12 protein-coding genes are annotated in these 12,384 nt (G+C 40.7%); 9 read left to right on the top strand and 3 right to left on the bottom strand.

Annotation, left to right across the window (positions count from 1 at the left end; genetic code table 11):
• Nucleotides 1-3: 3 nt before the first annotated feature.
• From CE058_RS21500 to ade, 4 genes are all read left to right on the top strand, one after another.
• Nucleotides 4-837 carry an XdhC family protein gene (locus CE058_RS21500; protein ID WP_163145020.1) on the top strand — a complete coding sequence of 278 codons (834 nt, stop codon included), beginning with the start codon at nucleotides 4-6 and terminating at the stop codon, nucleotides 835-837.
• Entirely contained in the window at nucleotides 816-1,130 is a 315-nt protein-coding gene (locus CE058_RS21495; protein WP_163145019.1) for an XdhC family protein, read from the top strand. The genes CE058_RS21500 and CE058_RS21495 overlap by 22 nt, the downstream gene beginning before the upstream one ends.
• A 90-nt stretch (nucleotides 1,131-1,220) precedes the next feature.
• On the top strand, nucleotides 1,221-2,588 hold the full coding sequence (locus tag CE058_RS21490; protein ID WP_163145018.1) for an NCS2 family permease: 1,368 nt from the start codon (nucleotides 1,221-1,223) through the stop codon (nucleotides 2,586-2,588).
• Nucleotides 2,589-2,626: 38 nt separating this feature from the next.
• Nucleotides 2,627-4,369: an adenine deaminase gene (ade, locus tag CE058_RS21485; protein ID WP_163145017.1), complete on the top strand. Its 1,743-nt coding sequence runs from the start codon at nucleotides 2,627-2,629 to the stop codon at nucleotides 4,367-4,369.
• 26 nt (nucleotides 4,370-4,395) lie between these two features.
• Here the strand turns inward: ade and CE058_RS21480 are convergent, their stop codons facing one another.
• The 3 genes from CE058_RS21480 to CE058_RS21470 all read right to left on the bottom strand — a co-directional run bounded on the left by CE058_RS21480 (nucleotide 4,396) and on the right by CE058_RS21470 (nucleotide 8,142).
• Nucleotides 4,396-6,117, bottom strand: a complete 1,722-nt coding sequence (locus CE058_RS21480; protein WP_163145016.1) for a glycosyl hydrolase family 18 protein — start codon at nucleotides 6,115-6,117, stop codon at nucleotides 4,396-4,398.
• A gap of 128 nt (nucleotides 6,118-6,245) precedes the next feature.
• Nucleotides 6,246-7,688 carry a phospholipase D family protein gene (locus CE058_RS21475; protein ID WP_163145015.1) on the bottom strand — a complete coding sequence of 481 codons (1,443 nt, stop codon included), beginning with the start codon at nucleotides 7,686-7,688 and terminating at the stop codon, nucleotides 6,246-6,248.
• Nucleotides 7,689-7,818: 130 nt separating this feature from the next.
• The gene (locus CE058_RS21470) at nucleotides 7,819-8,142 is read right to left on the bottom strand and encodes a DUF3243 domain-containing protein (protein WP_048010102.1); all 324 of its coding nucleotides are present in this window, start codon (nucleotides 8,140-8,142) and stop codon (nucleotides 7,819-7,821) included.
• Between the two features lie 195 nt (nucleotides 8,143-8,337).
• Between CE058_RS21470 and plsY the strand changes: the two genes are divergently transcribed.
• The 5 genes from plsY to CE058_RS21445 form a co-directional block, all read left to right on the top strand.
• A complete protein-coding gene (gene plsY / locus CE058_RS21465) occupies nucleotides 8,338-8,922 on the top strand; it encodes a glycerol-3-phosphate 1-O-acyltransferase PlsY (RefSeq protein ID WP_163145014.1) in 585 nt (194 codons plus the stop codon).
• Between the two features lie 186 nt (nucleotides 8,923-9,108).
• Nucleotides 9,109-9,825: a sensor histidine kinase gene (locus tag CE058_RS21460; RefSeq protein ID WP_226619254.1), complete on the top strand. Its 717-nt coding sequence runs from the start codon at nucleotides 9,109-9,111 to the stop codon at nucleotides 9,823-9,825.
• Nucleotides 9,826-9,935: 110 nt separating this feature from the next.
• The gene (locus CE058_RS21455; RefSeq protein WP_048010104.1) at nucleotides 9,936-11,096 is read left to right on the top strand and encodes a CapA family protein; all 1,161 of its coding nucleotides are present in this window, start codon (nucleotides 9,936-9,938) and stop codon (nucleotides 11,094-11,096) included.
• Between the two features lie 66 nt (nucleotides 11,097-11,162).
• A complete protein-coding gene (locus CE058_RS21450) occupies nucleotides 11,163-11,975 on the top strand; it encodes a CPBP family intramembrane glutamic endopeptidase (protein WP_163145012.1) in 813 nt (270 codons plus the stop codon).
• Between the two features lie 106 nt (nucleotides 11,976-12,081).
• Nucleotides 12,082-12,384: HesB/YadR/YfhF family protein (locus CE058_RS21445; RefSeq protein ID WP_163145011.1), on the top strand; the 303-nt coding region annotated here is incomplete at its 3' end.

Genomic DNA, 12,384 nt, shown 5'->3' with positions numbered 1-12,384 from the left:
TTGATGAGCCGCAGTTTATTTGCCAGATTAGAAGAATCAATCAAAAACCGGAAAGATACATTTCTGCTGACTATAACAGATTATCCTGATGAAGAACTCATTGGAGTGAAAGCTTTATTATGGCCAGACGGAGATTTCTGCACTGAAGCCTCCCTTCTGCCCCTGGATGTGAGGGATTTATTATTGGTACATTGCAATAAACTGGTCACCAAAAAACGGTCCGGCACTGTGAGATTTATGTGGAAGGATCGTTTAGTTGAATGTTTTGCTGAGTACTTCCCTTCTCCTCTTCATATGATAGTAGCCGGTGCCGGCCATGTGTGTGAACCCGTGGCAGAAATGGGACGTATGCTCGGATTTTTCGTGACAGTAATAGATGATCGGAAAGAGTTTGCAAACAGAGAACGCTTTCCAAATGCAAATGAAGTGGTTTGCCAATCCTATCTGGATTATTTCAGGCATGTCGACATTTCAGAAAAAACTTATATTCTCCTTCTTACCCGGGGACATAAGTATGACGTTCTCAGTTTGGATGAACTTTTAAAAAGGAAATGTCAGGCAGGATATATTGGCATGATCGGCAGCAGAAGACGTATTTCGGGTGTATTTGAAGAACTTCAGCGGGATTTTCCGGATGAAAGCTTTGAAAATTTATACACCCCTGTGGGTCTCGATATTGGTGCTGAAACTCCTGCAGAAATTGCAGTCAGTATCATGGCAGAAATTCTGAAAGTGAAAAATCAAAAATCAGGAGATTCCTTAAGTTCGCAAATTAAAAGATTTGCAAAAATGGGTTTCCATGAGGGGGCTGGCAAATGGACCAAATGCAGCTTATAAAGCGCACCCTCGATATCAGGAAAGGAGGTGAGAAAGCAGCACTCGCTACAATTATCCGCACGAAGGGCTCTACCCCAAGAAAAACTGGAAGCCGAATGATTGTGTTCCCCTGCGGAAGAATCGAAGGAACAATTGGCGGAGGCTGCGGTGAAGCAGAAGTAATTGAGAAGGCTTTTCAGGTCATACAAACAAATACCCCAACTCAAAAGCGCGTTGATTTAACAAAAGGGCTGTTTTATGAAGATGGCGGAATATGCGGTGGAATTATGGATGTTTTTATTGAACCCATCTAACCTCAAGAAAATAGATCTCCCGCCTATTCCATGGTCAAGTCAGTTCGTGTCTCAGGATGAACATTAACCATGAATAAGGAGTGACCTTTCATGTCGATGATTGAAAAGGATCTTGGGTCGGGCCTTCCGCCTGCCTCTAATGCGAACCTCTTAGAACGGCTCTTTAAGCTTTCCGAACGGAACACAAATGTTAAGACAGAAATACTGGCAGGCATTACTTCATTTATGACAATGAGTTATATCATCTTTGTCAACCCGATTATCTTAGCTGATGCAGGAATACCAAAAGAAGCCGCATTGGCTGCAACTATTTACGCAAGTGTCTTCTGTACTCTTCTAATGGCACTGTGGGCAAATTTCCCTGTAGCAGTTGCCCCGGGTATGGGGCTGAATGCCTTTTTTGCCTATACAGTTGTACTTGGTCAGGGTCTTTCCTGGCAAACAGCGCTTGGTGCTGTATTTATATCGGGGATTGTGTTTTTAATTTTAACTGTTACCGGAGTCCGGCAGAAGATTGTAGATGGTGTCCCGGATGTCTTAAAGTCAGCCATAGGTGTTGGAATTGGTTTGTTTATTGCTTTTATCGGGTTGAAAAATGCAGAACTTGTGGTCGCTAATGAAGCTACATTTGTCGGCCTGGGAAGCATCACAAGCAAGGGACCGCTTCTTGCCTTATTCGGATTAATTATTGCCGCCCTCCTGATGGCAAAGAAAGTAAAAGGCGCCCTGCTTATTAGTATCTTGGGTACAAGTGCAGCAGCCATGATTGTTGGCTTTATTGCCTATCCAAAAGCCGTAGGTGACATCGTTTCCCTCAATCTCCCTAGCATGTCTGAGACGTTTTTAGCTATGGATATTATGGGAGCAGTAAAATATGGCATCATCTCAGTCATTTTTTCCTTTACGATCGTAGAATTATTTGACAATTTAGCTACCCTCATCGGATTATCAAGAAAAGCCGGCCTCACAGATGAAAATGGAAAAATTGAAAACCTGGATCGTGCCCTTCAGGCAGATGCAGTTGGAACGATGGCAAGTGCAGCCTTCGGAAGCACTGCTTTAAACGCTTATGTGGAAAACGCCACAGGGATCTCGGAAGGCGGACGCACTGGCTTAACTTCTTTAACTGTAGCTGTACTATTTTTCCTTTCGCTCATTTTTGCTCCGCTCATCTATTTCATACCGTCTGTCGCCACTGCGCCTATTCTTATTCTTGTTGGCGCCTTAATGCTTAGTGAAATAAAACATATTAGCTTTGATGACTTTACGGATGTTATTCCTGTATTTTTAACGATTGTTCTCATGCCTTTAACTTTCAGTATCGCACAGGGACTGGCATTCGGCTTTATCTCTTACACACTGCTCAAGCTTCTTACAGGCAAGCATAAGCAAATCCATTGGATCATGTATTTTGTCAGTGCTGCCTTTATTATTAATTTCATTATGGGCGGACATTAATCTGACGATGGCCATTTTTTAAAAAGCGAGGAGTACAAATGAAGCTTACCATTGAAACGTTACGAAAAAGAATTGATGTGGCGGCCAAAAGAACTCCTGCCGATCTGGTTATTAAAAACGGAAAAGTTATAAACGTATTTACACGTGAAATCATTGAGGAAGACATAGCAATTTCCGATGGATTTATAGCTGGCTTAGGAAGCTATGAAGGCAAGGAAATTATTGATGCTGGGGGCAGCTATATCGCCCCCGGCTTTATTGATGGGCATGTCCATATTGAGTCGGCGATGGTGACTCCTGCCGAGTTTAGTAATGTTGTCCTCCCACATGGAGTAACGACTGTGATTGCAGACCCTCATGAAATAGCCAATGTCAGCGGAACTGACGGCATTGATTTCATGCTGGAATCTTCGGAAGATATCCCGCTTGATGTATTTTTTATGCTTCCATCCTGCGTGCCTGCAACTCCATTTGAAAATGCCGGCGCGTCCCTCAGTGACACGGATCTAGAAAAGTATTACAGTCACCCAAGAGTGCTGGGGCTCGGTGAAGTTATGGATTATCCCGCTGTTATGAACAACGTTGATGATATGCTGAAAAAACTGGAAGCAGCCTATAGCAAAGGGAAATGCATTGATGGGCATGCAGCAGGACTTAATGCGGATGAAATCAATATTTACATGGCTGCCGGCATAAGAACAGACCATGAATGCATCATTCCTGAAGAAGCACTGGACCGAATTCGGAAAGGGATGTATGTTATGCTGCGGGAAGGGTCTGCAGCAAGAGACTTATTGTCACTTCTCAAATCTGTCAGCGAACAAAACGCACGGCGCTGTTTATTTGTTACAGATGACAAGCACCTGGATGACCTGATCAATGAAGGCAGCATCGACCATAATGTCAGAATGGCCATTAAGGAAGGGATGGATCCTATCCTTGCGGTACAAATCGCTACTCTGAATGCAGCAGAATGCTTCGGACTGAAAGATAAAGGGGCTATTGCTCCCGGTTATGAAGCCGACTTGATTTTTCTTAATGACCTCAGGAATATCAAGGTTGATAAAGTATTAAAGAGCGGAATACTTGCTGCAGAAAACGGGGCCATGAAGAATTCTGTTCCAAACAGAATTGCACCTGCAGAACCCATCTTGAACAGTGTCAAAATCAGCAGCCTGAACTATGAAGATTTAAGTATTAGCATTGGCAAGGGTGACTGCAATATCATTGGCATTATACCGAACAGCATTGTGACCAGACACCTGGTGGAAAAGACAGAATCAATTGATGGATATTTCCAGCCAAATCCTCAAAGTGATCTTTTAAAGCTGGCTGTTGTGGAGCGCCACAATTGCACAGGCAGCATTGGACTTGGCATTGTTAAGGGATTAGGGATTACAAGAGGCGGGATTGCTTCAACAGTTGCCCACGATTCCCATAACATTGTCGCAGCAGGCACTTCTGATGAAGATTTGCTGGCTGCCATTAAGCATACCGAAGCAATGAGTGGCGGCCTTGCTGTTGTCCAGGATGGGAAAATTCTTGCCGAACTGCCCCTGCCTATTGCAGGACTCATGACTGATCGGGATTCTTCATTTATCCATGCACGTTTATCCCAATTGAATCATGCACTTATGACAATCGGATGCAGTATGGAATTCAACCCGTTTTTGACGCTCTCATTTTTAGCGCTTCCAGTTATCCCTGAACTCAAATTAACTGATAAAGGTCTATTCTCCGTAAAATCCTTTAGCCACATTAAAGCCGAGGCAGAAAAATAAGGCCGGGATGTTCTCCGGCCTTTCTTTCATTTTTTAGCTGCTTCCTTATTAGTTAAAGTTAAGGCAGACCAGGCTGTTTCATCAGCAAAGTACCTGCTCCAGCTTGCCACACCGGCCAAATGATATTTCTTTGCTAATTCAGCCCGTTTTGTCAGTGAGATTTCATCTTCAAGCCACACTTTGTATGTGACTTTATCTTTTTCTGAATAATGCTCCGCATAATTTTGCCCGCTTACCGGATCGTATACCGGAGTAATTTTATTTTGACTGAGCCATTCTTTCACTTTTCCCATAGAAAGGGCTTTGGAAGAAACATCCCCATTTGATTTTTGTTCCCATAATCTTGTATATAAAGGCACACCCAATATTAATTTCTCATTGGGCACAACCTCTAGCAAAAGTTTCAGGTTTTTCTCCACCCACGGGAGGCTTGCAACACTTCCAGCAACCTGAGAGCTGCCCCAATGCTCATCATAAGCCATGACTACCATGTAATCTGCTATCCGGGCAAGCTTATCCCTTTCATAAAAAGCCGACCAATTGCCGCTTGATGAAATGAAGGTGATATCCATCGACACTACTAAACCTGCGTCATGAAAATATGGAGTGGCTTCCCTCACAAACTGTGTTATGAAAGGCCCGTCTTCAGGATTAACATTTTCAATGTCAAGATTGATCCCGTTTAATTCATATAATTGACTGAAATGCAGAAGCTGGCGAATCATATTCTGCCTTGTTTCAAAAACACCAAAAGCTTCATGTGTTAATTCAGGGTCAAATGCATTTGAAAACAAGCCCCAAATTTGGTATCCCTGTTTTTTGGCCCATTTTGCATAATCCTTCGAACCCAGGTTTTTGATAGCCCCTTTTCCGTCCGCCAGCTCAAACCATGTTGGTGAAATGACATTCACGTCAGCCATCTTCGGGATGCTCGAAGTATTCGGGTTTTTTGTATATACAGCTTCCCAGGTCAGCTGAATTGGACCTTCCATTTTCGGCACTGTGTTTTTTGCTTCTTCAAGAGAAATAGCTATCTCCTTTCTCTCTCCCTTTTTTATGTATTTCTTTTTCAAATAGCCGGCTCTGCCGTCTTCTTTTCTTATAAAATAGTAGTCTTCTTTTTCCTGTTCTATAAATACATTCTCTTTCGGAGATACGGTGGCCGTATATGGAGAATCCAGGCTTGCTTTTGTCCGCAGCCGGAGCAATTCTTCACGAATATCTTTTTCCTGCACTTTACCGGCAGCAAAGGTCTCTCCATTCTTTTTAACCCAAACTGCACCTGTATCAGAGAGTATTGAATAAATTATTGGATAGAAAGCCAATAAGGGCTCAATCGCTAAATACCTGTTTCCTTCTATCTGTTTAACAACAGAAAAGTCAAATTTCACAGGTTTCTCATTCACATAATAGCTCGAAGATTCAGACGGCAGCTGCACTACTTTATTTGTAGTGGCAATAATGATAGATTGTGAATGTTCATCAAAAATAATAGCTTCGTCAACAAATTCCTGCAGAAAAGTTAACGGCAGGTAGATCGTTTTGCCTTCTATATAAGCATTTCCCGCTTGTTTGCCCATAAACAAAATCGGATGATCTCCTTTAAAGTAAGATACCTTCTCTTTTGAAGCAAAAGGATATAATAATAGGATGACACTCGAAGTTATCAGTGTAAAAGCAAACAAAAGCCCCGCAAAAATAATTTTTTTAGCGGAAGGCTTTTGTGGTCTTGTTTCAATTTCATACATTCCTTTTCCTCCCCTGCATTCATCGTAACGAAATTATCAAAAAATGGGAAGAAAATTTAAAATGTTTTCCAATTATTTCACCCCTCCTATATTAACGGAATTTATATAAGAAAGGTTTCATGTTTTTGTCAGTATGTTGTAAAGTGAGTAAACTTCTGCAGTCTGTAAGTAATATATTTAACCCCCGGCATTTTCTCATTGGATGAATAGTTATTTGTATAAATGGCACCGTTATTATTCCAAAGCTTATTAAAATACCTGTCAACATCCCTTATAACCTGGGATTGGGCTGGGGCAATGATTTTTAAATTTGTCTCCAGGTTTAAATCATCCAGATTTCTTTTTGTAAAATTAGCTGAACCAGCTATGATCAAACTTTTTTCTTTGCCAGTTACATACATGATTTTCGGATGGTATTGTTCAAATCCAGTATTGTACCATTTGATATTTATGTTTTCATGGCCTAGTTTATCCAATTCAGCTGCAACAGGTATATTAGGCAGCCCAATTTTTTCAGATCCGAAAGCGTTCTGGTTGGGATCCAGGATCATTTTTACTATAACTCCCCGGTCGGCTGCTTCTTTAAGTGCATCAACTACTTTTCGGTCAGCAAGATAAAACATGCCAAGCCAGATGGTTTCCCCTTTCTTAACTTTATTAATTTCCTGCAGAATGTGTTTATAAATCTTTCCTTCAGTCAGTACCTGGACCTTAAGCGGGCCGGTTTTGTTGCTCTTTTCAGGCTTGAAATCTGCCAGTTTGCCGGATGCTGAATAATCGGCCACCGCCTGCTCGGTTTTTACGAGATCACCTAAGATTGGCCCTTTTACTTCAAATGCTATATTTGAGTGAAATCCACTGGCATTGTGGGGATTTCCAGATGTTACAATCCCTGATTTTTCTGTCACAAAGACTTTACGGTGATTTGCTTTTATGTTCATAAGATCAAGATAAGACCGGAATGTCACTTTAGGTGCATTTTCTGCGAGCGGATTGGGCAGCCAGCCTTCTCCACCCTGGCCAAACCATTGTATAAACACACGCCAAAATGCCGAATAAATGGGATTTGAATCCCTTAAAGGAACTAATGAAGTATAAACAACATTTATGCCATTCTCTTTGAGTTTCCGGAATTCCGGAACTTCATGCGATCCATAGGTGCTGTTAATCCGATCTGTGATCACAGTAATATCCATATTCGGGCGGCTAAGCTTTTTATCGATCAGCTTATCAGTTATTTTACCGCTAATATTAGGATAATCTTTATCACCGTCGTTAAAGCTATTGAATAAAAACATATCCATCACTATAAAATCCTCTGCCTCGTCAACTGCTTCTATAATACGCTGAAAGATCTGCTGTTCACTTTCTCTTTTGCCATTTTCTTTTTCATATGTTAAATCGTATAAGAACTGAACATCTTCTGCAGAATATACTTCCCCCTCAAATGAAAGACCCTTTGGCAAAGTTTTATTGGATTGATAGATAATGGTTGCTGCCAATACCAGCACAAGGCTCAAAATGGGTATCCATACCTTTTTTGTTTTTACTTTTCCCAGAACCTTTTTCACCAAGACTCCCCCTGCTCCTTAGACTGCGATAACTATATATAGACCATTTTTGACTATTGTAAACTCATCTATGCGCTTTCAGGCAAAATAAAAGACGAAGGCCGGTGCCTTCGCCATTAATATATATTTTTTAGCCAACAAGCTTTACAAGCATATGAGACAGCTTATGCTTTTCTTCTTCTGTTCCTACCTTCCACAATTCCTGAAGAAGCTTTTCTTCACGGTTTCTCGGTTCTTCTTTGGAAGCCAGATAATCGCCTACCTTTTGAGCAGTATTAGCAAGCTGCTCCTCATCCATGCCCATTTTCTGTCCCATGGAAACCTTTCCGCTTAAATAATCTTTAAATCCGTCAAAGCTTGAAAGAATTTCATCTTTCTTTTCGCTCCCCATATTATCCAGCTTTCCCTCTACATTTGCTGCTTGTCCATTTACGTTATTCATATTTTGTTCCATGCTGAATCTCTCCTTTAATTGGATTTGATTGCTGTGACAGTCTACGTATACCCGGTGTCAAACATATCAAACACAAGCCAGAGAGTTTGAAGCACCCCTCAGAAATAAATTGGACTACTTTTTAATTGCACATGGTATGCTGCTTTGCTCACATGGTACAATATACTAACATAGAAAGTATGAAGGAGAGTTCTTATGATTTATGGAATTATCATTATTTTAGCTTATTTACTTGGCTCCATTCCTTCTGGTTTAATTGTAGGAAAACTTTTTTATGGAATGGATATTCGAGAGCATGGCAGCGGAAATCTTGGCGGTACCAATACTTTTCGGACCCTTGGAGTTAAGGCCGGCATGATCGTGACCATAGCTGATATCTTAAAAGGCACCCTTGCTGCATCCCTGCCATTGTTCTTTGGATCAGATATGCATCACCTTATTGCCGGGATTTTTGCAGTAATTGGACACATGTATCCTCTGTTTGCCGGCTTCCGCGGAGGAAAAGCAGTGGCAACTTCAGGCGGAGTGCTATTAGCCTACGTACCGTTCATGTTTCTTATCCTATTGGGTGTTTTCTTCTTAAGCCTTTACCTAACCAAGTATGTGTCTTTATCCTCTATTCTGGCAGCAGCAGCATCTATCATTTACGCACTTGTACTAGGTGACATACCCTTGATAATAGTCGTTTCTATCCTGGGATTCTTTGTTATTTACAGGCATAGGGCAAACATTAAACGAATCAGGGACAAAACCGAGCCCAAAATAAAATGGCTTGGCTGAAAACCAGCCGTAAATGCAAAACAGCAGACCTTTTATCTGCTGTTTTTTATTTTGATTAAAAAATATTTTTTAATTAATAACATGAATAAACTTTATACATAAAAGAACATATATTGATATCTTTCGCCATACATTAGTTTAGGCTTAAATTTTGCCGAAAACGCTAATGTTAGGATGAATAATGAGATGGAAAAGGAAAAAATGAAGAATTTAAAAATAGCTGAAGGAAAAATCCTGGAAAGCGACGGCCAGCTGGCAGCAGCATTAGCCCATGAAATCAGAAATCCGCTGACAACAGTAAAAGGGTTTATGGAGCTCTTAAAGCCTTATTTAACTGAAATCGGCAAAGAACAGTACGCCCAAATTGCGATTGATGAGATTAATAGGGCAAATGATCTGATTTATGAATTTCTAAATGCATCGAAACCTGGAATAAACAAGAAAACGGAAATAGACTTAAACAAATTGATTCAGGAAATGAAGATTTCTTTCGAAAATCAGGCAAATATTAAAAATATAAACCTTTCAGTTAACCTATGTCCTGGAGAGCCCGCCATCTATGGTGATTCTAATAAGATAAAGCAAGTACTGATTAATTTAATAAAAAATGCACTGGAGGCATGTGAAGAAGCTCATGCAGGAGAAGGAATGGTTTGCCTGACTGCCAAATCAAACAGCCGGAAAATCCAAATCATTATTGAGGATAATGGACCGGGAATGACAGGAGAAACGATCAGCAGATTATTTTTGCCATTTTATACAACGAAAGAAAAAGGGACTGGCATCGGTCTATCCATATGCCGGAAAATAATAGAGGAACATAAAGGCAGAATTAAAGTCCATTCCACACTTTCACAAGGCAGTGTTTTTACAATTGAACTTCCTATGGCATTTAGCAAATAAAAAAATTGAATTTGAATGGGAAAATTGCAGAAAAATGATGAAAAATGCAAAAATTCATATTAAAATTAGACTATTAATATATTCTGCTTCATATTAAGGGGATAATTTTGATGAAATACACCAAAGCCTTCCTGTTATCTGCATTTTTCTGTACCACATTAGTAATTTGCTCGGGTCTCTTAATCTATAAAATGCACACTGAATATAAGGCTGAGGCAGCTGAAGCCAAACCTGTTCAATTGCATGCTGAAAACAGAGAAACTGCCGAGGGCAACAAAATCCTTATTGAAAGGGTGACCTTGGGAGCTATCGGAGACATCCTTATTCATGATTGGGTATATAATGATGCTAAAACAAAAACAGGCTATGATTTCAACCCGATGTTTGAACATGCAAAATCGCTATTAAGTACGCCTGATCTCTTACTTGCCAATCAAGAGACTATTCTTGGCGGCCCAAAGATAGGAATTTCCAGTTACCCAATGTTCAACAGCCCTCAGGAAGTGGGGAATGCCCTCATTGATGCAGGCGTTGATATCGTTTCAACTGCCAATAACCATTCACTCGATAAGGGAGTAAAGGGCTTGGAAGCCTCTCTGGATTATATGGATCAAATTGGATTGCCGCATGTGGGAACGAGCAGAACACCACGTGAGCAGCAAACCTTGAAAATACTCAGCAAAAACGGAATTAAAGTTGCCTATCTTTCTTATACCTATGGCACAAACGGAATTCCTGTTCCGGAAGGTAAGGAATATCTCGTTAATCTCATTGATGAAACCGCCATAAAAAAAGAAATTAACCGGGCTAAAGACGAAGCTGACGTCGTTGTGATGAGTATGCATTGGGGAAATGAATATCAGCTTCAGCCAACAGAGGAGCAGAAGAAATTAGCTGAGACTCTGGTAAATGAAGGTGTTGACATTATCTTCGGCCACCATCCACATGTTCTGCAGCCTATGGAGTGGATTGACAGAAAAGACGGCGGCCGGTCATTGGTCGTTTACTCGCTTGGCAATTTTTTATCCGGGCAGATGCGCGATTATAAAGATATAGGCGGGCTTGCCACTGTGGAGGTTACAAAATATATTGACCAAAACGGGGTCGATATCACACTTACCAATCCGGAATTCGTCCCGACCTACGTCAGCAATAAACAGCTGAGTAATTACCGGATCGTACCGCTCGAGGATGCGGGCAGCTTTGGTTTACCACATGCAGAGTCCAAATTTGCCGAAATTATGAAACATATGACTGGAAACGTTCAGTAAAGCGCTTATTAGCGCTTTTTTTTTGTAAAGAATGGTAAAATATTTTGTATACTGGGAGGTTCGAATATGAAAACCGCTTATGTTAATAAATCTCTTCCTTTTTTGCAGCTAAGCGTATTCACCGCTGGCGTATTGCTTTTTCAAGTGAAGCTTTTCGCTTTCGCTTTCATTCTTTCGTTTGGCCTTATCATTTTTTTATTGTTTCTCTCAAAGCAGGAGCGTGTTTTTTCCTGGACCACTGCCGGATACTTAACAGGCAGCCTTTTGTTTCTTTATGGCGATAAGCTGCTTGATGCACTGCCCCTTCCATACTATATCTTATTGATATTGAATAGGCTTCTTCTGGTAATCCCGATCCTGATTCTGGTCTATATTTCAATAAAGTTTAATAAAACGGCTATCCCCTTTCTGCAAAAACCGGATTGGAATTCCCTCATATTTTTCCCATTCATATGGAGCGGTTTCCATTCAATAAAAATAAAGCATTTTCTTATGATTGCTATCGTAATTAATTTTGCCGCATTTGCTTATTCTATTTTTTCAGCAGATAACTCGTTTTCAAGGGACTTTTTAATATTCCTGATTGGCTTCTCAATTGTAAATGGACTAATGGAAGAGCTCTTATGGAGAGGAATTATCTTATCCAGAATGGCTGAACTTTCAGGAGAAAAGGCAGCAGTTCTTTTTTCCGGGCTGGCATTTGGATTTTCTCATATGATGCTTGGCTACTCATTTATTTTGTGTCTTCTGTTTGCTGTCGGCGGCATATTTTACGCGGCCGTCACAGTGAAATCCCAAAGCATCTTTCCTGCCTTCATATGGCATATGGCCATGAACGTATTTATGATATTAAGCGGTTTAATATCTTTTCCGGGCTAGTTGAATGCTGACATGGCATCAAAAAAGAAATGAAGCAGACATTTTATTCGCGCATAGGGAAAAACTAGCCTATAATATGACTATCACCCAGGAGGAGGAATTTCAAATGAACATACATATCGAAGGTCAGGCTGCCCAATGGTATCAGGAAGAAATGCTCTTAAAAAAGGGTGACTATGTCCGCTTTTTTGCAAGGTATGGAGGCTGCAGCACTGTGCAGCAGGGATTTTCACTAGGGGTCTCGAATGAACAGCCACATGACGCTGGAGTGCAGACCGAAAAAAACGGAATTACTTACTTTATCGAAGAAAAGGACTTATGGTATTTTGATAATCACGATTTATTCGTGACATTTAATGAAAAAGCACAGGAACCTGAATTCAAATATAACAATCGAGTAGGAGGGGGT

This window comes from Bacillus sp. 22-7 (assembly GCF_010628845.1).
In the GTDB taxonomy this organism is placed as follows: Bacteria; Bacillota; Bacilli; order Bacillales; family Cytobacillaceae; genus Cytobacillus; species Cytobacillus firmus_B.
Note: the sequence above shows the minus strand (reverse complement) of the source record. Positions and strands in the feature narration are given on the sequence as shown.